The organism is Chryseobacterium subflavum, from assembly GCF_055762745.1.
In genome coordinates this window covers 113,572-134,741 of record NZ_JBVTMR010000001.1, presented here as the reverse complement: position 1 = coordinate 134,741, position 21,170 = coordinate 113,572, and the positions used below count along the sequence as shown (strand labels likewise).

Here is a 21,170-nt window from a genome sequence, read left to right as displayed (position 1 = left end):
CTTACCGAAAGGTAGGCTTCTTTTTTAAGATTCAGGATCACTACCGTTTTCCAAAAACTCAATATTTCTTTTCAGGCCTGCATATTTTGTTCTTTTTACAGGCGATTTCCTGAAGATTTCAGAGAATAATTCCTGCGTAAGCTCTTTCCATTCGCCTTTTTTAAAATTTTTAAGGCTATCGTTAGGCTTGAACTTGCTCTGCATATTCGGAGCTGAAAACCGGTTCCAAGGGCAAACATCCTGACAGATATCACAGCCAAACATCCAATCCTGCATTTTATCCCTGAAATAATCGGGAATTTCACTTTTCAATTCAATGGTAGCATATGAAATACATTTGCTTCCATCAACGATTTTATCCGAGATGATAGCATCTGTAGGACAAGCATCGATACATTTTCTGCAGGTACCGCAATGGTTGGTGGTTTCATGATCTGCAATCAGCTCAAGATCGCAAATAATCTCCGCTAAAAAATAAAAGGAGCCGTTTTGTTTCGTGATCAGATTGGCGTTTTTCCCTACCCATCCAATTCCGGATTTCCTGGCCCAGCTTCTTTCAAGTACGGGAGCAGAATCTACAAAAACCCTGAATCCGAATTCCCCGATCTCCTCCTGCAGCTCAGTCACCATTTCACGAAGAATTTCCTTAATTACCTCGTGATAATCTTCGGCGTATGCATACTTTGAGATCTTGTAGTTTTCCAGCGTGGAAAGCTTCTCTTCAGGGAAATAGTTATAGGATAATGAAATCACTGACTTCGAGCCTTCTACCAGTAATCGGGGATCTAATCTTTTATCAAAATGGTTTTCCATGTATTTCATTTCCCCATGGAAGTTATTCTTTAACCATTTCTCCAGATGACGGGCATCTTCTTCGAGGAAATCAGCTTTGGAGATACCACAATTCTGAAATCCAAAACGTTGTGCCTTGGACTTTATCAGTTCAGAATATTTTTCAGCAGTTGAATTCATGATTTCCCATTGCAAAACTAAGATTATTTTATAAATTTGTTGGAGTTTGGGTGTGTGAAATATTTCAGACAGCCATTTTATACTTTTAACACTAAATATTTACAATTATGTCATTAGCAGATGTATTAAAATCCGGAAATTATCAATTAATAGATGTTCGCGAACCAATGGAACTGGAAATGGATGGTAATATAGAAGGAGCTCAAAATATTCCATTAGGTGAAGTTGAAGATAGAAAAGAAGAAATTCTATCGATAGAAAAACCAGTTGTAATTTTCTGCAGAAGTGGAAACAGAAGCGGAAAAGCGTTGGAATATTTAAATTCCCAGGGGTTAAAGGACGGTTATAACGGCGGTGGCTGGGCAGACCTGAAAGCAACAATCGAAGCAAATCAAGGAACTTTTTAAGTTCCTTTTTTTATCCCTTTTAATAATATGAATCTGAAAGAAAGATTAGCTCAGAATCTCCTTCCTTACACACAGGACCAGTATCTCATTAATAAATTGTGGCAGGAAATAGAGATCCAATACTCCCAAAAAGGAAGATTTTATCACAATCTGGAACATCTGACTGCTTTATTTTCGGAGCTGGAAAAGGTAAAAAGTGATATTTCAGATTTTCAGGTGATAAGTTTTGCAGTATTTTATCACGATATTATTTATGATGCTTCCTCAAAAGCTAATGAGAAAAAAAGTGCTGAATTGGCGAAAATAAGGCTTAGTGAAATTAAGGTAGATAAAAAGTCCGTAGATAATATATTTCAACAGATTCTGGCAACTCAACTGCATCAAAAATCCCCAGATAATGACACCAACTATCTTTTAGACGCTGACTTATCGATTTTAGGACAAGACCCTCAAACCTATCTGGAATATACTAAAATGATCAGAAGAGAATACTCTATCTATCCTGACTTTCTATATAAACCTGGCAGAAGAAAAGTACTTCTGCATTTTCTGGAGTCGGATTATATTTTTAAAACTGACTATTTTAAGAATAAATATGAACATCAGGCCAGAAAAAATATAGAGTATGAATTAACAAATTTATAGACCAACCTTATTAAATGTGTTTCTCTATGAACTCTTTCGCCTTCTCCAATATAATTTCAGGTACTTCTTTGTGTGGTGTATGTCCTACCCCTGGTATAATATATTTCTCTGAGAATCCGCTCATCTGTCCTACTGTTTTTTCTACCTGATCTAAAGTTCCATATTCATCAGCATCTCCCTGAATAAATAGTAATGGACATATAATATCTTTCAATATATACTCGATGTTCCAATTTCTGTATCCCTCCCGAGTCCAGGTTTCTGTCCAGGCCTTGAAAAGCATTTCTACTTTATCTCCGTGGTATTTTTGCAGGCGCTCAGGAAGATTCGTAGTTTTATAAGCTTCCCATGCATCGTACACTCCTTTCAGCGTAACATCTTCAACGAAAATATGTCCTGCTTCACAAATAACGGCTTTTATTCTTTCGGGATATTTACCGGCAGTGATAAGAGCTATGGTTCCTCCGTCACTGTGCCCGAATAAAATAGCATCTTTGATGTTAAGCTCCTGCAACAACTCATTCAGAAGATCTGCTTCCAACTCCATATAATTATCGGGTCTTTCGTATGTAAGCATCGGACCTGATTTACCATATCCTAAACGATCATAAACCAGAACATTACATTGGGAAGCTTCGGAAAGTTTTTGGGGAAAATCCCTCCATAATTGGGTGCATCCAAGGGAGTCGTGAAGAAAAACCAATGTAGGCCTGTTGCCCAGTGAATTATCGTATTCTATATAAAGATTTTTTATTTGGGGTTTTGCTAAATTAACCGACATTCAAGTTATTGCTTCATTAAAATTTAGGCATTTTTACCTCTTCAAATTCATTCAGAAGGTTAGCAAAAACAGTTTCAACAGGTAGGATGTCATTGATCAATGCAGACACTTGTCCTATTTCCAGTTCTCCATCTTCCAGATCTCCTTCGAACATCCCCTTTTTTGCTCTTGCCCTACCCAAAGACGCCGCTAAAGCTTCCGCATCTCTCCCGGACTGATAAATATTTTCTAGCTCATTGAAGAATTTATTTTTAACCATCCTTACCGGAGCCAGTTCTTTTAAGGTAAGATGAGTATCTCCTTCATTCAGCTCTGTAATTTTCTTTTTCCAGTTTTCGTGGGCGCTGGCTTCATGGGTTGCCGCAAACCGGGACCCTATTTGTACACCATCTGCTCCCAAAATCATAGCCGCTTTTATCTGAGAACCTAAAGCAATCCCTCCAGCTGCAATTAAGGGCTTAGAAATGTGTTGCTTTACATTAGGGATAAGGCAGAAGGTCGTAGTTTCATCTCTTCCGTTATGTCCTCCTGCTTCAAAGCCTTCCGCTACCACAGCATCTACTCCCGCATCTTCACATTTAATGGCAAATTTTGTAGACGAAACAACATGAGCCACCTTAATACCTTCTTTCTGTAAAGTTTCTGTATAGGTTTTAGGATTTCCTGCTGAGGTAAAAACAATCTTCACTCCTTCTTCCAAAATGATTTGAATAATTTCCTCGATATTAGGATAAAGCATAGGTACATTTACGCCAAAAGGCTTGTCTGTAGCTGCTTTGCATTTCTGAATATTCTCTCTTAAAATATCGGGGTACATACTTCCTGCACCGATTAATCCCAGCCCTCCGCAATTGGAAACTGCTGAAGCAAGTCTCCATCCGGAATGCCATATCATTCCTGCCTGAATGATCGGATATTTTATATCAAAAAGTCTGGTAATCCTGTTTTGTTCTGATTCCATCCCATAAATTTTTTTAGCCGCACTAAAATCTATAAAATTACTCATGCTGTAAAAATACTAAAAAACAAAAATTTCATCCCTTTCTATTTGAAGAATATTCAGATAAATTTTCTTTTTAATTTTAATTATCCCGGATGCCATCTATAAAAAAAACCTTCAGATGATCTGAAGGTTTTTCTATTATTTCTTTAAAGCCTCTTTTTTCCAGTTTCCTTTAAACTTGCAGGAATCGTAACGGCTGTCTATCGATATAAATGTTGTTGGTAATTTGGAGTTCACAAATTTTTCAACCATTTCATTTCGCTTCTTATTAAGTGCCATTTGCTTTATTCTGTCATAATCGGTTTCCAGAGTGATCTGGTGAGAAGGAATCACATCTTCGATCTTCACAATTTTCACTACTTTTCTTTTTCTCTCGTCTTCATCATCAAAAGCACTGGTAATATCATCCTTATTAAGACCTGCCAATTCATAGCTGATAGTTCCCGGAATAGTTTCTCTTTCGATCTTATTAGAACCATCAGATCCGGAAATTACCCCACCATTGAATTTTGTTCTTTTATCATCTGAATATTTAAAGGCAGCATCTTTAAATGTAATTTTCCCTTCTGTAATCAGGGTTTTAATACTGTCTAATTTCTTTTTAGCTGTTTTAATTTCGTCTTCAGTAGGAGTAGCCATCAAAAGGATATGTCTTGCATCATATATCTTTCCTGATTTTTTCACCAATTGAATGATATGGTACCCAAATTCTGATTCTACAGGGTCTGAAATTTCCCCTTCCTGAAGGTTTAGTGCAGCCGCTTCGAATGGTTTTACCATCTGTCCTTTAGAGATATTTTTCATTAAACCTCCAGTAGATGCAGAACCCGGATCCTCAGAATAGATTCTCGCCTGGCTTTCAAATGATTCTCCACCTGCAATATCCTGTTTAATCTTTTTTAACTTATTGATCAGCTCATCTTTATGGGCTTCCGTAAGTTTAGGATACATCATGATCTGCGCTAAAGTTACTTCATCCTTAATTTCAGGTAACTGAGCTTTATACATATTATAAAAATCGGTTACTTCATTTGGCGTAACATCGGCCTTATCAGTAACTCTCTGATATTTTGCCTGCCCGTAATAGGTATCCGTGTCTATCTTTTCGATAGCATTCTTCATTTCGTAAGCAGTTCTGAACTTGTAGGCGGCTAACATTGATTTTTCGTCAGGAAATTGGGAAAGTAACTGGCTGTACTTTGCATTAGCCTGAGTTTTAATAGCAGCCGATCTGTTTTCAATCAAGGTATCCTTTTTTGCTTCGAATACAAGAAGTTTATTGTTGATCAGATTCTCCAAAAACTCACACTTATCTGTGTTGGAAGCGCCCTGCTGTTTTGCATAATTCATCTGTTCATTAACGTCAGACTCTAACACAATTTCATCTCCGATTACAGCAGCAATACCATCCACCAGGTCCCCTTGTTTTAACTGGGCCTTCATGTTAGTAGCAAACAGCATCACAAAAACTCCAAAAAGAAAAGTGATCTTTAGTTTATTTATCATTTTAGTATTTTAAACAAGTTGCAAATTTAGAATTCTTAACGAATTACACTAAATTTTTTATTATAAATATTTCTTAAAAACATCTATTTATTGTAGTTCAACGTCAAATGTTGTTAATTCTTTGAATTGTCTCAGTCTGCTGAACATATCCGATTCACTTACTTCTTCAATTCTTTCGGTCCCGAACTTCTCTACAGTAAATGAGGCCATTGCTGAACCAACGATCAATGCTGATTTCATCGTTTCAAAATCGATTTTCTGTTTCTTGGCTAAATAGGCAGCAAAACCACCTGCAAAAGTATCTCCTGCTCCGGTCGGATCAAAAACATCTTCTAACGGAAGGGCCGGAATAGCGAACACCTGAGTTTCATTGAACAGTAATGCTCCGTGTTCCCCTTTTTTAATGATCACATATTTAGGTCCCATTTTAAGGATCTTTTTTGCCGCTTTTACTAAAGAGTATTCTCCTGAAAGCTGTCTGGCTTCTTCGTCATTGATGGTAATCACATCTGTTTTGGCGATCATATCCATTAAAATATCCATCGCAGTATCCATCCAGAAATTCATGGTATCCAGGACAACAAGCTTTGGACGTTCATTCATTTTTTCCAGAACGGACAGCTGTACCCCCGGATGAAGGTTTCCTAACAACAAAATCTCTGCATCCTGCATAGAATCCGGGATTTTTGGATCAAAATTTTCCAGAACATTTACTTCTGTAGCTAAGGTATCTCTTGTATTTAAATCATTATGATACTTTCCTGACCAGAAAAATGTTTTTCCTTCTTTCACGATCTCAATTCCTTCGATATTTACATCCCTGTCGGTAAACATATCAAGATGCTCTTGTGGAAAATCCCCTCCAACAACAGAAACAATCCCTGATTTTACGCCTAAGATAGATGAAGTGATCCCGATATAAGTAGCGGCACCTCCCAAAATTTTATCTGTCTTACCAAACGGTGTTTCAATTGCATCAAATGCAACACTTCCAACAACTAAAAGTTTCATATATTTTTCAATGTATTTTAAACTGATTTATTTTTTCCATTCGAAAGTATCCAGCAGATGCTTCATATCATTCTTGATATAATTTACTGCAGGAGCCAATGAATCCGGTTTCGGTCTTGTATTAAAGTATAGATAAGCAGTTACAAAGTGTTTTGTACTGTCTGTAATGTAAAATTGAAGATTGGAAGCACTCTGCCCCTTTAATTCGTAAAAATTCCCGTAGACTTTCTTTTCGGGATATTCAAAAGACTTAGTGTCAATGGCACTGGCCTTAATGGTGTGCTCATACACCATCTTTTCAGCTTCTTTGATATGATCGGCAAAATCATTCTGAATCGGATAATAGGTAACAAAAACCTTAGCCTTCATTTTAGGATAATTCAGATAGTACCAGCAAGGCCTTTTAGCATTTGTGATCATTGCAAAATCCGAGTATTCAAAACTATAAGCACAGTCAGGATCAAATTTTTGATATTTTGGTGTGGGATATTCCAAACGCAGTTCTCCGTATGGTTTTGGGATTGGATCTTTTCCACATGAAATTAAAAGCAATGAAGCAAATATAAAAATGACTTTTTTAATCATTTTGCAAAAGTACAAATTAGATTTCAGATTTAGGAAGACAAATTTCAGTCTTTCAACGAGTTTTGGATATAGCTTTCCAGAGGCTTGGGAAAAGATTTATCCTGTGATCCCCGGTAGTCCGTTACAATATATAGATTATTTACTGTAAAATCCTCCCAGATAGCTTTTGAAGGGATTTCAACATTATAAATATCTATGGTAAGATTCTTATGGGTGAGCTTATGTTGAACTGTTTTAAGGTTTTTTATAAATATCTTGAAATCCTTAGGAAGAGAGGACGGAAATTCAAAAAGTTTCTTCCAGATAAAATCATCTTTTCTTTGTTGGATCACAAATTGGCCTTTGTAATGAATAAAATAATACTGCAGATGAAGGTCTTCTGTTTTTACTTTTTTTGTTTTAACCGGAAACTCTGAAACCTTGTTCAAAGCAAAGGCCAGGCAATCATCTTCTAAAGGACATTTTTCACACAGAGGATTTTTGGGCTTACAGATTTCAGATCCCAGATCCATCATGGCCTGATTAAAATCTCCTACATTCTCCGGCATAACTAATGACGCCAATTCAGAAAAATAAGCAAAGGCCTTTGAACCTGAAATATCAAAATCATCTGCGAAAACACGACTTAATACCCTGTAGAAATTCCCATCAACGGCAGGCATGCGTCCGTTAAAACAAATGCTCGAAACTGCAGCTGCAGTATACTTCCCCACTCCTTTTAGCCGTAATATATCCTCATACCGGGCAGGAAAAATACCATCAAAATCTGTCATGATCTGTTGGGCTGCCTTATGGATATTGATTGCTCTGGAATAATACCCCAAGCCTTTCCAGTGAAGCAAGACTTCATCTTCTTCTGCTGACGCCAGGGATTTCACATCCGGAAATCGTCTGATAAAATTATTATAATGGTTAAGCCCCTGAGCAATTCTGGTTTGCTGAAAAACAATTTCGCAGATCCATATTTTATATGGATCTTTTGTTTTTCTGAATGGTAAATCTCTGGCATTTTCCTTGTACCATCCTAACAGCTTGTTTCCGACATGAAGAAAGTCCGAATCCTTAAAATTCTTTTCCAAAAAGTGACTCTGTTTAAATAATTCAACCTGCCTTTTACATCATTTCACAAATAGGATATGAAATAAATAAAAGCATTTGCAAAGATAGAACTATTTACTTTCTGTACCTACGGTATATACTGGAGCGGATTTCAGCCATTGATACTTAAGCTTTTTCTCTTCTGCAATAAAACGGTATCCGTTAAGTTTTTTCAGAAAAACATACATGGAATCTTTTTTAAGCTTTAGCCTCTGGTTGGATAGAAACTGGAACGGATAGGTGACCACAGAGTCTCTTGTCGTTTTTTCTATCTCACCGGAAGTAAGTCTGTAAATAAAAATAGGTCTCCCGCGACCGGATGAGCTGTCTACGAGCTTTATATCTGAACTGACAAGAACCATATCACTACCGTCGATACATTCTTCTTTATTCATAATATAAGCTTTCCCTTCCTGTCTCTCATCTTCAAAAAGATCTTTTTTATAGTAATTCGGGCTTTGATATTTCTTCTCGCAGCCTATAAAAAGCATCAGGAAAACGGGTATGCAATAGGCAAACCTGGATGTAAACATATTAATTTTCATATAAATTTGGTAGAAAAAAACCGATGTAAAATTGCATCGGTTTTTATTATTTGGTAAGGATATATTAGTCCTGAGTATATTGAGACTCCCATTCGTTACCATCATCCCCTTTATGTCCGTCCAATTTAATAACGAAACTCTTTGTTGGGAAATAAGGCGTTAAACGGATATCAAGCCATACCCTGTCTTTATTTACTTTATCCTGTTCGAAACGAACGATCTTGAATTTTTCAATCAGTTTATCCGGACCTTTGATACCATCAAGGAAGGTTACAATCTGTCTTCTCAGATCATCTTCATTTTTAGCGGTCCAGTTTTCAAATGCTCTTCTGTTAAGGAAATCCAGCAAAACTTTGGTTACATAATCGAATACACGAACTACGGAATAGGTTTGAAGACCGATATTATCTCCTGTAAACAACGTTTTTGCAGAGAAGGCCATGATCTTGCCATATTCATTAACCATTGGGACCAATCCCATTTTTTCCAACTGAGAAATTTCACTCTTCTTCAATTCGAATTTTACGGCATCTACTTCGTTGATGTTACCATGTTTCTTACCGGCCGCTACCTGAGACATTAATGTTTTATGGATTTTACCGGCCAATGAAGTAGAAGGTGGAAGTTCCACATTTTCTTCTTCACCCACTTCTTCAGCTCTTCCACGTCCTACAAGCCAGTTGCAGGTCATGATTACATTACTTCTGTGAAGTTCTCCACCGGTAAGGTTCGCAGAATGAAATAAATCCACTACGTCATCCGGTTTGTCAAGATTAGCAAAATCGGTAACCAACATTACTTTGTTCTCATTACAGATCTTTGCCCATTTTTCGACTACTTTATTTGATCCTAAATAACCAGGAATGGCTAAAAGGGAATAATTGTCTCTAAGATCCAGACGATCATAATAACTCTTGAATTCTTCAGCAATAGCATCGATGAAAAGCGGATTATCAAGATCCGATAGTTGATCTAAGCTTGCATTCACAATACTTACATTATCAACCTTATCAAGTTCGGTATTTTTATAGAACTGTGCTACTGTACGATAAGATGTTTCTAACTGACGAACCGTATCCAGAGTGTTCTTTAAATTTGTTTTTAAACTATTTTCTGCCTGTTGTGCTTTATTTTTGCACACTTCTGCCATTTTATCTGCAGATTCGTTCCCTTCCAGAAGGCTTACCCAAAGATTAATCTTCTGTAGCAATTCTTTTCTTTCATCTCCTTTATTATTATCGGTGAGAAATATTTCTTTTCTTGCTTTTCTGGTAGGATTCATGTTGGCGATGCCGTCAACAACAGATTCTACAAAACCGAAACCACCAATTTTATTGAGTTCGGCAAGGGGATTACCTTTCGGTTGTCCCAAATGTTGCTGCTGGCCTTGTTGTTGGCTTTCAGCTGCCTGTAATTTACTATCCATGATTTAATGTAAAGTCTTTAGGTTATTTTTCAAGTTCTTGTGCCACTTCTTTCAACACTTCCACAAATGCAGCTCTTGTCTGCTCATTTTCCAGCATACTGCGTAGAACCTTATTGGTTTTTAGCTGGCGGACAATTTTATTATATTGTTCCTGTTCCATACTAAGTTGCTGTAAATAATCTGATTTTTGCGTAAGGCTTTTAGGAGTGAAGTCTCCCAGATTTTGAAAACGGAATTCTTCATTGATTACACTACCATCTTCCGTTTCATGTTGTACACTTATCGAAGGTTGAAAATGTTTGAAGACGTCATCCACAGTCTTTAATCCTGTTACAATTTCAGGGGTATAAGATTCATCGGTAGTAAGCTGGCTTACAATTAATGACTTATTCTCTTGGATTTCCTGAATAGCCTCATTAGCGTCTACTTTTATCTCGTTTCCGCCAACACCATAATTAAACATTGCCATATTATTATTATTTTGAGATTTTTGATTTTGGTTAGAACCGGCTTTACCCGACGAATCGAATAAGTCGCCAATCCAATGTTTAAATTTAAAAAAAAACTCCAACATACAAAATTTTGTTAAGATTTTTCTTACATTATTTAATCCTATTTGGTCTGTGACACTTAAATATGTCATTTTCACCTCACTAAACTATGAAAAATAAATAAAAATAAGCTATAAAGAGGTAAAATAAAATCCTGGTGTACTTTGCTCTTATGCAAAGATGTTAAATCCGGGACAAAATAAAAATTCTTCTTATATCTGAAAAAAATACTGAAAAAAATATTCTTTATATTTAAACAAAGAAACAGAATTATGAAAGATGTAAAGATAGCGTTTAGAAAACCAATATTTCCTGTTTCAGAAGCATTACAGCAATATCTGAAAAAACACAACAGAATAACCAAGATTCATTTTCTGTATGAAGACCTCCTGAGATTTAGTGACAGCGTAAGTATCCTGGATAATGATGGTAAAGATACTTTGTGGCTTGGGGTATTGTATTCTGAACATGAGTTTAAAGAAATAGAAGCTAATCTAAACAAGATCTATACTCTTCTTCATTCTGACGGAGATGAGGCTACTTTACCCTACCTGAAAGTGGATACAATCGACTTTTGCACCTTCGGAAATTCTAAACCTTTTCGAATCCGGGTGAGAAATATTCTGAATGACAATTACACTAACTTTTATATTAAGCAGGCAGATGCTTCCCGTATTTATGGACTGGAGCTTGAGGATCTGCTTTCTCCTAATCGAATTAACTTTCTGATTTACAAAAACACTTTAATAGAAGAGCATATTTTAGGAATTCCCGGTGATGTTTTTATTAAGAAGCACTTACCCAATTGTACGGAGCCCGAAAAAGCTCAGATCTCCAAGGAGTTTGTAAAATTCAATGAACGCTGTCTTATTGGGCTCCTTGGTGACATGCGCTCTTATAACTATGTCATTATTCCAATACATGATTTTGACCAGGTTATTTACAGAATCCGCCCCATTGACTTTGACCAACAAACTTATGAAGGAAATCTGAAGGTATACCTCCCCCAATATTTTAAAGAAAACAGTCAAATGGTCAATATGGTACTGGAAAAACTGAAACCCAGTTCCATAGAACAGTACCGTAAAGAAGTACGTTCACAAATTGTAAAAAGGGTAACCAGCAGTAAAAACAGATTTGATGAACTCATTTCTATTATGAAAAAAGAAGATCTCGCACCGGAAGCCAATGTTACAGAACTAAAGACGGCTTTGCAAAAACTCACTTACGATGTAAATTTCAAATATTGTAAAACCATGGGAGACATTATAGAAACCGGAATAAAGTTTGTGATCCGGAATTATAAAAATGCATATTAAAGAAAATCCGTCCCCACTAATGTGAGAGACGGATTTTTTCTTTTCTAACAATTTTCGGTTGAATTACCAAATTTTTATACGATCCTGAGGTGCTTTGTACAGCTTATCTCCAGGTTTTATATCAAATGCTTTGATAAATGCATCCTGATTCACCAATGGGCCAAAGGCTCTGAAATATCCAGGAGAATGCGGATCGGTCTTCACCTGATTTACCATATACTGATCCGTAGACTTAGTTCTCCAAACTGTTGCCCAGCTCATGAAGAATCTCTGATCTTGGGTAAATCCACTGATTAATCCCGGATTTCCATGATCTTTAAGGTACATCTGCAATGCATCATATGCTACCGCCACTCCACCAAGATCGCCAATGTTTTCACCGCTTGTAAACTTACCGTTTACAAAACTTCCCTTTACAGGCTCATATCCGTTATACTGAGCTGCAAGCTGTCCTACTTTTGCATCAAAGTTTTTACGGTCGGCATCTGTCCACCAGTTATTCAGATTTCCATCTCCATCGAATCGGGAACCACTATCATCAAAACCATGAGAAATTTCGTGGCCGATAACAGCTCCTATTCCACCAAAGTTAACGGCAGCATCCGCTTTAGGGTTATAGAAAGGAGGCTGAAGAATAGCGGCAGGGAATACAATCTCATTATTTGAACCGCTATAATACGCATTTACCGTTTGTGGAGTCATTCCCCACTCAGTTTTATCAACAGGCTTGCCTACTTTTTCCAGACTTCTCTGGTATTGCCAAGCGGCAACATTCTGTAAGTTAGAATATAACGTTGCTCCCTTAGATGGTGCTTCTACTTTCAATGCAGAATAATCTTTCCACTTATCCGGATAAGCAATTTTTACGGTGAACTTAGAAAGTTTTTCCTGCGCTTTAACTTTTGTTTCCGGAGACATCCAATCCATTTCATTGATATGCGTCTTGAACGATTTCAGAATGTAATCAATATAAGTTTCCATCTGCTCTTTTGCTTCAGGAGTAAAGTATTTCTCAACATATAATTTTCCAAAAGCTTCACCAAGAACGCCATTCACCAGGCTTAGCCCTCTTTTATTCATCGGACGTTGTTCTTTTTGACCCTGAAGATATTTGGAGTAGAAATCAAAACGGATTTGCTCCAGACCATCATCGAGGTTGCTTGCATTACCATTAATGACATGATATTTTAAATAGTCTTTCAATAATGGAAGATTCTTCTGTGTGATGAACTGATCCATATTCTGATAATATTTCAATTCACCTACAATAACTTTATCTGTTTTTACTCCGGCATCTGCAAGATATTTAGCCAGGTTTACATTTTTAACCAATCCTGATAGCTCAGAAACATTTTTAGGATTATATCTTAAATTGGCATCCCTGTTCTGCTCCAGGGTTAAAAGGTAGTTTGCCAATTGTTTTTCAAAGGCAACCACATTTTCTGCAGCCTGGGTAGAGTTTTTATATCCTAATACTCCGAATAGCTTTCCTACATAAGTAGTATACTCACCCAAAGTTTTGGTATTGGCTTCATTTACTTTTTGATAATAATCTCTTCCTAATCCGAGATCCGGTCCACCAAGATAAACAGCATTCATTTTAGAATTCTTCATATCTGCACCTACTCTCCATCCATAGAACGAATTGTCACCTAATCTTGTCGCATCCAAAAGATATTTTTGTAGATCATTAAGGTTTTTAATGGCATCAATTTTAGCCAGATCACCTTTAATAGGAGCTAATCCATCAGCATTTCTTTTGTTTACATCCATAAAAGATGCATACAAATTCTGTATTTTTTGCCCTTCCGAACCATCAGAATATTTTTCAGATAAGATTTTATTCAAAATATCAAGGGAAGCATCATCCACATTTTCCCTCAATGCATTGAAGGAACCCCAGCTTGCTTTATCAGACGGAATCTGTGTATTTTTCACCCAATTTCCGTTCACGTAATTAAAGAAATCATCCTGAGGACGAACACTTTTATCCATGTAAGAAAGGGTAATCCCTTCTTCTTTCACCTCTTCTTTTACGGGTTGTGTAGTTGCCACCGGAGTTTCTGTTTTAGTAGTTTTTTCTGCAGTTTTTGCTGTTCCGCAAGAATTTAAAAATACCATACCCGAAAAGGCAAGTATCCCAATATTTAGCTTTTTCATTAAAGATCGTTTTTTGATTTTACACAAACTTACCAAATATACGAATTTTCATTATGTAAGATGGTAGAATTGAGAAATTGTTAAAAGTTGAGGAATATGGCAATCAGGTTAAGAGAGTATAAGCTCCAGGATTTGAAATTAGAGAAAAAATACCGATTATTGAAATAAAAGTATAGACCCATTTCTTCCGATTGAGATTTACCAACTACTGTACATGATTTGCTCAGCAAGTAAATAAAAGCCGCTCATTTCTGAGCGGCTTCATTTATTATTACCAGATTTTGATTCTGTCCTGAGGAGCTTTATACAGTTTGTCTCCCTGTTTTACATCAAATGCTTTATAGAATGCGTCAACGTTCGTTAACGGACCGAAGCTTCTGAAATATCCAGGAGAATGCGGGTCTGTTTTCACCTGATTGATCATGTACTTTTCACTTGATAATGTTCTCCATACTGTTGCCCAGCTTAAGAAGAATCTTTGATCCTGTGTGTATCCGCTGATCACTCCAGGATTTCCTTTATCTTTCAAATACATTTGTAATGCATCATAAGCGATATTTACACCTCCTAAATCTGCGATATTTTCACCATTTGTAAAGGTTCCGTTTACGAAAGTTCCTTTTACCGGCTCATATTTATCATATTGGGCAGCAAGGGCTTTTGTTGCTTTTTCAAAGTTCGTTTTATCTTCAGGTGTCCACCAGTCTACCAGGTTTCCGTCTGCATCAAACTGAGCTCCTGAATCATCAAATCCGTGGCTCATTTCATGACCGATAACAGCTCCGATTCCACCGAAGTTCACAGCAGCATCAGCCTGAGGATTAAAGAACGGCGGCTGAAGAATAGCTGCAGGGAATACAATCTCGTTATTTACCGGATTATAATATGCATTTACCGTTTGTGGAGTCATTCCCCATTCAGTTTTATCAACCGGTTTTCCAATTTTAGCTAAATCTTTATTATACTGCCATTCTGAAACATTCTGAAGGTTTTGGTATAAAGTACCTCCTTTTGATTCTGGAGTAATAACCAATTTGGAATAATCTTTCCATTTATCCGGATAAGCAACTTTTACAGTGAATTTATTAAGCTTGTTTAATGCTTTTTCTTTTGTTGTAGAAGACATCCATGTTAAATTGTTGATGTGAACCACAAAGCTTTTCTTTAAATAATCGATCAATTCAACCATCTGAGCTTTAGCTTCAGCCGGGAAATATTTCTCAACATATAATTTACCGAAAGCTTCGCCCAGAGAACTGTTGATCAGCTCATATCCTCTTTTGTTTAAAGCTCTCTGTTCCTGCTGACCTCTAAGGTATTTTCCATAGAAAGCAAATCTCATGTTCCCAAGGTTTTCACTCAGATAAGATGCGCTTCCGTTGATCAGGTGGAATTTCAGATAATCCTTGATAACCGGAAGATTATTAGCATTTACCAATTGGTCGAAGTTTTTATAATAACCCAGTTCTCCAATGATTACTTTATCTGAATTTACTCCAACTTTTTTAAGGTAAGCCGGTAGATCAACATTTTTTACTAAAGCAGAAAGTTCAGACATCGTCTTCGGATTATATTGAAGATTGGAATCACGGATCTGCTCGTTTGTCAGATAAGTTTTAGCAATGCTTTTTTCGTAATCAACAATTCCTTTTGCAGCTTCATCAGCATTTTTGTACCCTAATTCTTTTAACATAGAAGCCACATACTTTTGGTATTCAGCAATCGCTTCCGTATTTTTTTCATTTACTTTCTGATAATAATCTCTTCCTAAACCAAGAGATGCATCGCCAAGATAGATCGCATTCATTTTAGAATCCTTAAGGTCAGCATCTACGCCCCATCCGTATAACACATTCTCTCCTTCTTTAGTTACAGAGATCAGGTAATTCTGCAGATCGGCAAGGTTTTTAATAGCATCGATTTTACTAAGGTTAGCCTGGATAGGTTTGATACCATCAGCATTTCTCTTCTGCATGTTCATATAAGTAGCATACAGATCCTGGATTTTTTTACCTTCACTTCCCTCTGCAAATTTATCCTTCAAAAGAGAATTCAAAATCGTCATTGAATTATTGTCAGTATCATCTGCCAGTTTATTGAAGCTTCCCCATGTTGGTTTATCAGCTGGAATTTTGGCCGTTTTCATCCACGTTCCACTCACGTAGTTGTAAAAATCATCCTGTGGACGTACAGATTTGTCCATTAAACTAAGGTCTAAACCTTTATCCGTTGTACTCATTACTGTTTTAGTTGTTTTAGCCTGAGCATTCACTGTATTCTGTGAGCAAATTCCCGCTAGTAAAAACAAAGAAAGCGTTAGTTTTTTCATTATAATAACAATTTATATAATATGTCTTTATATTGTAACATATGTTACGTTTACAAAAACAAATTTAAACAAATATTAAGAAGTTGTTATCTCCTTTACATTCCCTGTCCTTTTCAGAAATCCCCAGGACTGCATTTCTCCTTTCAGGGCCCTTCTCAGGCTTCTGAACAATACAATATACATCAGCCATCTGTATCCGAATCTTTGCGGAATCACATACACGAGATTGATCAGCTTTTCTTTTTGCATCAAAAACGCAATGATTGCAAGGGAAGCATCAACCAAAAGAAAAAGTAAATAGTATATAAATATTTTTTCTCCGTTTCCAAATAAGATCCCAAAAAACATAATGACATCTGCAAAAGGTGAAAAGAACGGAATAATATATTGAAACAATAAAATATTTGGCATTGCCCAAAGTCCCAGTCCTTTATATTTAGGGTTTAAGAAGGTTTGTTTTTGCTTCCAGAACATCTGCATAATTCCATAGGTCCATCGGAAACGTTGTTTTAAAAACTGTTTTACCGTCTCCGGAGCTTCTGTTACGGCAACAGCATTGTTTTCATTAGCCACAGTATATCCTTCTCTAAGAATTTTTACCGTAATATCACAATCTTCAGCCAGTGTATCCGAAGAATATCCACCTACCTCATCAATTACGGATCTCCTAAACGCTCCGATTGCTCCCGGGATTACTGTAATTGCATTAATATTCGCATAAGCTAACCTGTCAAAATTCTGGCTTGTTGTATATTCTATCGCCTGCCACTTTGTAAGCCAGTTGACCTGATTTCCAACTTTTACATTTCCCGCAACTGCTGCAATCTTCTCTTCAGCAGAGGCATTCAAAAACCTTGCAATCAAAAACTTCACGGCATCTTGCTGCAGTTTGGTATCGGCATCGATACAAACAACATATTCAGCATCGGTTTGTGAAATCCCAAAATTTAAAGCGGTTGCTTTTCCTCCGTTAGCTTTCGTGAAAATCTTGAGTTTAGGATGTTCAGCAAATTCTTCCCTGGCCTTTGTATAAGTGAGATCTTTACTTCCGTCATCTACAAGAATAACATCAAAATTAGGATAGGACTGTTTTAATAAATTATGCAAAGAAGATACAATATTAACTTCCTCATTATAGGCAGGAACAATAATAGATACTTTAGGATAGGTATCCAATACGGGAAAATTTGAAAGCTTTTTCTCTTTGCTTTTTTCTTTAACTGCCCAGTACACCATAAATAACAAACGGATAATTCCTAAAATAATGAAGATGGTAAATAAGGCCACCAAAAAATGACTAATCCCATAAATCACAGTCGCTAATACAAGATTCAGCTGCATAATATAGTACGATTTGGTTTTTGGAACCGCAGGCATCAGCTCATTTTTACTTTTATGTAAAATGCTTGCCAGATTCGTAAAATGATAACCTTGCTTCTGCAAAGTAGGAATTAAAATTTTCAGAGCTTTGATCGTCTCTTCTCTTGTGTCTCCTCCAGCATCATGCAGTAGAATAATATTTCCTCTCTCCTGCTTGATACCCTGCATTACACGTTTTACGATCTCATCTGCTTTAATACCAGGTTGCCAGTCTTCGGGATCTATACTTTCACCGATATCGAGATAATTCTGCTGTCTGGCCAAGGCAACGGGAATAATCTCTTCAGAGGTTGTAGGCTCGGAATCTGCATTATAAGGTGCTCTGAACAGGATCGTGCTATGACCGGTTATGCATTCAAATAAGAGCCTCGTCAGTTTCATCTCTAATAAAGCCCTCTCCGGACTTACTTTGGCCACATTTTCATGAGTGAAAGTATGGTTTCCTATTTCATGTCCCTCTCTGTAGATTCTTTTTACCAGAGGAAGATTTTTCTCAGCATTCAGGCCGATTAAAAAGAATGCAGCCGGAACGTGATATTTTGATAAGATATCAAGGACCTGAGGAGTATACGTTTCATCCGGACCATCATCAAATGTCAGTACCAGTTCTTTCTGTGGTGCCCAACCATATTTTTTCACTTCATAAGAACTTGGATACGTGATATAGTTCTCATCCGTAATAATTTTTTCTTTAGGATCTGTTTCCAGAGCTATTTTCCCGTCATGGGGTGTATTCAGGACATCCAATACTTCACCATCTCCGATATAATCTACCATGGTCTGGCCTTTTACATTCTCCAGTTTTTTAAGATCTAGCTTAGGCAGGCCGGCAAAAGTGAGATCTTTATCATAAAAATTCCAGATTCTGCTGTCCTCGCTTCCCAATCTCCAAAGTGCAGTTCCCGCCAAAGGATATTCTGAAGAAAAGCGCATAGTATTAAAAATCGATGCCGCATCATTAAAAAATACCGTATGGGTATTATTCTTAAAATCTGTGTATGAATAGTTGAGATTAAAAGTATTGTCATCAAAATTGATAACCGATTTACTTGCACTGGCCTTAGTAATAGCCTGCATATAGGAAACCGAAATATTATCATCCGGATTTGAGCTCCAGTCATATCCATAAGCCCCAAGACCTAGAATAATCTTGTTTGCCGTTGTTTTCTTTAAAATTTTCCCGGTTTGAGCTTCAATCCATTTTTGAGAAGAGATAGGTCCTGCATCCCCCGAAGCTGAATATTCATCGTATGCCATCAACACAAAATAGTCTACGTAAGGATTTAATTTTTGAATATTATAATCGTCATTATCCGTCATAATATCCATGGTCACCAGCAGCTTATTCTGTTTAAAATTATCTGAAAGCTCTTTCATAAAAGCGATAAGATTTTCATCAGAATCCAGATTCATGTCCTCAAAGTCAATATTGATTCCTTTGAAATGAAACTTCACGCATTCCTCCGCAAGCTTCCGGATCAGTTTGGTTCTTCTTAACGGATCGTTAAGTACTTTTGCCAAGCCCTCAGCACGGAATTCTCTGTCTGAGTTATTACTGAGAATCGGCATCGCTGCAACTCCCGTTCTTTTTATAACCTTATATCCTTCGGGATCGATGTTGGTTTTAAGATCTCCTGTTTTAGGATCAAGGAAAAACCATTCCGGAAAGACTAAATTGATGTGCTTAACATTCCTTTTCAGAGACATGAGGGATTGAGGATCCCAGGCTACATAGAAAGCAGAACGGATCCCTCCTGGAAATTGAGCCCAGTTCCTGTTTTGGTTTTTTAATCTTTCTGCTTTTGCTTCCTCAATTTTGGAAACATTGGTACGAATGGTCTTTTCAGAAATAAAGCTTCTGAATCCCTTATATTCTTTTGAGATTCTATTCTCCTGAAGGTAAGGCTTTCCTGCTGTGATAACGGTTTTGTAATCTTCATGAAAAGGGATTTTGGGACTTTTATCCAGTTTCATCATGAGTGCCAACGCCAGGAAAAGCAATATCCCGACAAAGATAAAAATGCGGGATCCCCACTGCACATTTCTCCAGCGTTTTTTATTAGTTGTTTGAAAAACCTGTTTTGAATTTTCCACGTTTTGATATTTTCGGCTGAAGATTCAAAAAGTGTGAAAAACTGTTGTATTTAAAATTAAAAAAAAATTAAAAAAAAGAAAAGTTTAACTAATTATTTACAAGCAAGCTCACCAAATCCTGAATAATTTTCTGTGAAACGAAATTCATAAAGTCAAGTCTTTCCAGATGGGGCATATAAAGTTTGAAGTTTTGAGCCTGATCATGAATCCTGATTGTATAGAAAACGGTTCCTACATCCTTTCCATCCTCTCCTTTTCCCGGTCCGGCAACTCCAGTTGTAGAAATGGAAATATCCGTATCAAATAAGCGCTGACATCCCTTTGCCATTTCTTCAGCTACCTGTTCACTTACAACCGTAAATTCGTCCACCGTGCTTTGAGAAACTTTTAAAATTTCAACTTTTTTTTCTGTTGCATAGGGAACAATTCCACCTATAAAATATTTGGAACTTCCTGAATTCGAAGTGATCATTTTTGCCAATTCTCCCCCCGTACAGCTTTCGGCCGTGGAAAGCGTAAGTTTTTTTTCACCCAAAAGTTCCCCTAATATTTTCTCAATTTTGTCCTCAGTAGTAGCGATAATATTTTCACCTACCAATGGAAAGAGTTTTTGAATCTCTTCCTCAAGTTGTCTGTTCAGAATATTTTCATCATGTCCAGATGCTGTAAGGCGAAGCTTCACGCGGGTTCCCACCGGAAGATAGGATAAAGCCAGATTCTCAGGTAACGAAAGCTCCCAATCCTCAATGATATCCGCTAAAATACTTTCAGGAACTCCTACTACGGAAACAATTCTTGTGGTGATATACTGTAAGCTAAAAGTATTTTTTAGGTAAGGAATAATCTGTTCTTTGATCAGGGGCTTTACTTCATAAGGCACTCCGGGAAGACTAAAGCTCAGTTTATCACCATACTTCATCATCATACATGGAGCAGTCCCATACTGATTCTGGAAAACTGTAGATTTAGTAGGAACAAAAGCCTGTTCTCTGTTTCTTTCCAGAATTTCCAGACGGCCTCTTTTTTCCATATATTTTTTTAAATGTTCGAAAGTCGGTTCATCCAGAGCTATTTCATCATTAAAAAAATCGGCAAGCGCTTTTTTAGTTTTGTCATCCCTTGTAGGACCCAGCCCACCTGTTGTAATAACAAGGTCTCCTATCTCAAAAGCAGCATGTAAAGTATCCTTAATAGTTTCAATTTCATCAGAAATCGTGAAAATCTGTGAAACTTTTATCCCTATATTCTTAAGTTCAGTAGCAATAAAATTAGAATTGGTATCTATTGTATTTCCTGAAAGGATCTCGTCTCCGATAGTAATGAGAACAGCATTTTCCATATTGTACATTCTTGAAAAA

17 protein-coding genes are annotated in these 21,170 nt (G+C 36.8%); 3 read left to right on the top strand and 14 right to left on the bottom strand.

The window, feature by feature from the left end:
* Nucleotides 1-24: 24 nt before the first annotated feature.
* Nucleotides 25-972 (bottom strand): tRNA epoxyqueuosine(34) reductase QueG, encoded by a 948-nt coding sequence (gene queG, locus AC0INN_RS00635; RefSeq protein ID WP_306611210.1) that lies wholly within the window; start codon nucleotides 970-972, stop codon nucleotides 25-27.
* Between the two features lie 107 nt (nucleotides 973-1,079).
* Between queG and AC0INN_RS00630 the strand changes: the two genes are divergently transcribed.
* Both AC0INN_RS00630 and AC0INN_RS00625 read left to right on the top strand, forming a co-directional pair.
* Nucleotides 1,080-1,379: a rhodanese-like domain-containing protein gene (locus AC0INN_RS00630; protein WP_172276805.1), complete on the top strand. Its 300-nt coding sequence runs from the start codon at nucleotides 1,080-1,082 to the stop codon at nucleotides 1,377-1,379.
* A gap of 27 nt (nucleotides 1,380-1,406) precedes the next feature.
* On the top strand, nucleotides 1,407-2,024 hold the full coding sequence (locus AC0INN_RS00625) for an HD domain-containing protein (RefSeq protein ID WP_306611207.1): 618 nt from the start codon (nucleotides 1,407-1,409) through the stop codon (nucleotides 2,022-2,024).
* A 10-nt stretch (nucleotides 2,025-2,034) separates the two neighbouring features.
* Here AC0INN_RS00625 and AC0INN_RS00620 read toward each other — a convergent pair whose 3' ends face one another.
* The 9 genes from AC0INN_RS00620 to AC0INN_RS00580 all read right to left on the bottom strand — a co-directional run bounded on the left by AC0INN_RS00620 (nucleotide 2,035) and on the right by AC0INN_RS00580 (nucleotide 10,448).
* The gene (locus AC0INN_RS00620) at nucleotides 2,035-2,805 is read right to left on the bottom strand and encodes an alpha/beta fold hydrolase (RefSeq protein WP_273650950.1); all 771 of its coding nucleotides are present in this window, start codon (nucleotides 2,803-2,805) and stop codon (nucleotides 2,035-2,037) included.
* Nucleotides 2,806-2,821: 16 nt separating this feature from the next.
* Nucleotides 2,822-3,766 (bottom strand): NAD(P)H-dependent flavin oxidoreductase, encoded by a 945-nt coding sequence (locus AC0INN_RS00615; protein WP_172276796.1) that lies wholly within the window; start codon nucleotides 3,764-3,766, stop codon nucleotides 2,822-2,824.
* A gap of 180 nt (nucleotides 3,767-3,946) precedes the next feature.
* Nucleotides 3,947-5,314, bottom strand: coding sequence for a peptidylprolyl isomerase (locus tag AC0INN_RS00610; RefSeq protein WP_273650949.1), 1,368 nt, complete (start codon nucleotides 5,312-5,314; stop codon nucleotides 3,947-3,949).
* Nucleotides 5,315-5,401: 87 nt separating this feature from the next.
* Nucleotides 5,402-6,325 (bottom strand): PfkB family carbohydrate kinase, encoded by a 924-nt coding sequence (locus AC0INN_RS00605; RefSeq protein ID WP_273650948.1) that lies wholly within the window; start codon nucleotides 6,323-6,325, stop codon nucleotides 5,402-5,404.
* 27 nt (nucleotides 6,326-6,352) lie between these two features.
* Nucleotides 6,353-6,910 carry a gliding motility lipoprotein GldD gene (gene gldD, locus AC0INN_RS00600; protein WP_273650947.1) on the bottom strand — a complete coding sequence of 186 codons (558 nt, stop codon included), beginning with the start codon at nucleotides 6,908-6,910 and terminating at the stop codon, nucleotides 6,353-6,355.
* A 44-nt stretch (nucleotides 6,911-6,954) separates the two neighbouring features.
* A complete protein-coding gene (gene mutY, locus AC0INN_RS00595; RefSeq protein WP_273650946.1) occupies nucleotides 6,955-7,989 on the bottom strand; it encodes an A/G-specific adenine glycosylase in 1,035 nt (344 codons plus the stop codon).
* 90 nt (nucleotides 7,990-8,079) lie between these two features.
* Entirely contained in the window at nucleotides 8,080-8,553 is a 474-nt protein-coding gene (locus AC0INN_RS00590) for a hypothetical protein (RefSeq protein ID WP_273650945.1), read from the bottom strand.
* Nucleotides 8,554-8,617: 64 nt separating this feature from the next.
* Nucleotides 8,618-9,979 carry a DUF5458 family protein gene (locus tag AC0INN_RS00585; RefSeq protein WP_306611200.1) on the bottom strand — a complete coding sequence of 454 codons (1,362 nt, stop codon included), beginning with the start codon at nucleotides 9,977-9,979 and terminating at the stop codon, nucleotides 8,618-8,620.
* Nucleotides 9,980-10,001: 22 nt separating this feature from the next.
* Nucleotides 10,002-10,448, bottom strand: a complete 447-nt coding sequence (locus AC0INN_RS00580) for a type VI secretion system contractile sheath small subunit (RefSeq protein WP_228456922.1) — start codon at nucleotides 10,446-10,448, stop codon at nucleotides 10,002-10,004.
* A gap of 354 nt (nucleotides 10,449-10,802) precedes the next feature.
* Here AC0INN_RS00580 and AC0INN_RS00575 point away from each other — a divergent pair, with 354 nt between their 5' ends.
* Nucleotides 10,803-11,849 carry a hypothetical protein gene (locus AC0INN_RS00575; RefSeq protein WP_172276775.1) on the top strand — a complete coding sequence of 349 codons (1,047 nt, stop codon included), beginning with the start codon at nucleotides 10,803-10,805 and terminating at the stop codon, nucleotides 11,847-11,849.
* Nucleotides 11,850-11,912: 63 nt separating this feature from the next.
* Here the strand turns inward: AC0INN_RS00575 and AC0INN_RS00570 are convergent, their stop codons facing one another.
* The 4 genes from AC0INN_RS00570 to AC0INN_RS00555 all read right to left on the bottom strand — a co-directional run bounded on the left by AC0INN_RS00570 (nucleotide 11,913) and on the right by AC0INN_RS00555 (nucleotide 21,151).
* Complete coding sequence (locus AC0INN_RS00570; RefSeq protein WP_273650944.1) at nucleotides 11,913-14,009, bottom strand: M13 family metallopeptidase; 2,097 nt, start codon at nucleotides 14,007-14,009, stop codon at nucleotides 11,913-11,915.
* Nucleotides 14,010-14,280: 271 nt separating this feature from the next.
* Nucleotides 14,281-16,338: a M13 family metallopeptidase gene (locus AC0INN_RS00565; RefSeq protein WP_172276769.1), complete on the bottom strand. Its 2,058-nt coding sequence runs from the start codon at nucleotides 16,336-16,338 to the stop codon at nucleotides 14,281-14,283.
* 75 nt (nucleotides 16,339-16,413) lie between these two features.
* Entirely contained in the window at nucleotides 16,414-19,812 is a 3,399-nt protein-coding gene (locus tag AC0INN_RS00560) for a trifunctional glycoside hydrolase family 18/polysaccharide deacetylase/glycosyltransferase family 2 protein (protein WP_306611195.1), read from the bottom strand.
* A gap of 88 nt (nucleotides 19,813-19,900) precedes the next feature.
* Complete coding sequence (locus tag AC0INN_RS00555; RefSeq protein WP_306611193.1) at nucleotides 19,901-21,151, bottom strand: CinA family nicotinamide mononucleotide deamidase-related protein; 1,251 nt, start codon at nucleotides 21,149-21,151, stop codon at nucleotides 19,901-19,903.
* Nucleotides 21,152-21,170: the final 19 nt, after the last annotated feature.

Excerpts from the sequence above, each read along its gene's own strand:
- AC0INN_RS00575 (WP_172276775.1), top strand. The coding sequence starts at position 10,803 with ATGAAAGATGTAAAGATAGCGTTTAGAAAACCAATATTTCCTGTTTCA.
- AC0INN_RS00590 (WP_273650945.1), bottom strand. The coding sequence starts at position 8,553 with ATGAAAATTAATATGTTTACATCCAGGTTTGCCTATTGCATACCCGTT.
- AC0INN_RS00610 (WP_273650949.1), bottom strand. The coding sequence starts at position 5,314 with ATGATAAATAAACTAAAGATCACTTTTCTTTTTGGAGTTTTTGTGATG.
- AC0INN_RS00565 (WP_172276769.1), bottom strand. The coding sequence starts at position 16,338 with ATGAAAAAACTAACGCTTTCTTTGTTTTTACTAGCGGGAATTTGCTCA.
- AC0INN_RS00580 (WP_228456922.1), bottom strand. The coding sequence starts at position 10,448 with ATGGCAATGTTTAATTATGGTGTTGGCGGAAACGAGATAAAAGTAGAC.
- AC0INN_RS00625 (WP_306611207.1), top strand. The coding sequence starts at position 1,407 with ATGAATCTGAAAGAAAGATTAGCTCAGAATCTCCTTCCTTACACACAG.
- AC0INN_RS00620 (WP_273650950.1), bottom strand. The coding sequence starts at position 2,805 with ATGTCGGTTAATTTAGCAAAACCCCAAATAAAAAATCTTTATATAGAA.
- AC0INN_RS00585 (WP_306611200.1), bottom strand. The coding sequence starts at position 9,979 with ATGGATAGTAAATTACAGGCAGCTGAAAGCCAACAACAAGGCCAGCAG.
- AC0INN_RS00570 (WP_273650944.1), bottom strand. The coding sequence starts at position 14,009 with ATGAAAAAGCTAAATATTGGGATACTTGCCTTTTCGGGTATGGTATTT.
- AC0INN_RS00630 (WP_172276805.1), top strand. The coding sequence starts at position 1,080 with ATGTCATTAGCAGATGTATTAAAATCCGGAAATTATCAATTAATAGAT.
- AC0INN_RS00615 (WP_172276796.1), bottom strand. The coding sequence starts at position 3,766 with ATGGAATCAGAACAAAACAGGATTACCAGACTTTTTGATATAAAATAT.
- AC0INN_RS00555 (WP_306611193.1), bottom strand. The coding sequence starts at position 21,151 with ATGGAAAATGCTGTTCTCATTACTATCGGAGACGAGATCCTTTCAGGA.
- gldD (WP_273650947.1), bottom strand. The coding sequence starts at position 6,910 with ATGATTAAAAAAGTCATTTTTATATTTGCTTCATTGCTTTTAATTTCA.
- queG (WP_306611210.1), bottom strand. The coding sequence starts at position 972 with ATGAATTCAACTGCTGAAAAATATTCTGAACTGATAAAGTCCAAGGCA.
- AC0INN_RS00605 (WP_273650948.1), bottom strand. The coding sequence starts at position 6,325 with ATGAAACTTTTAGTTGTTGGAAGTGTTGCATTTGATGCAATTGAAACA.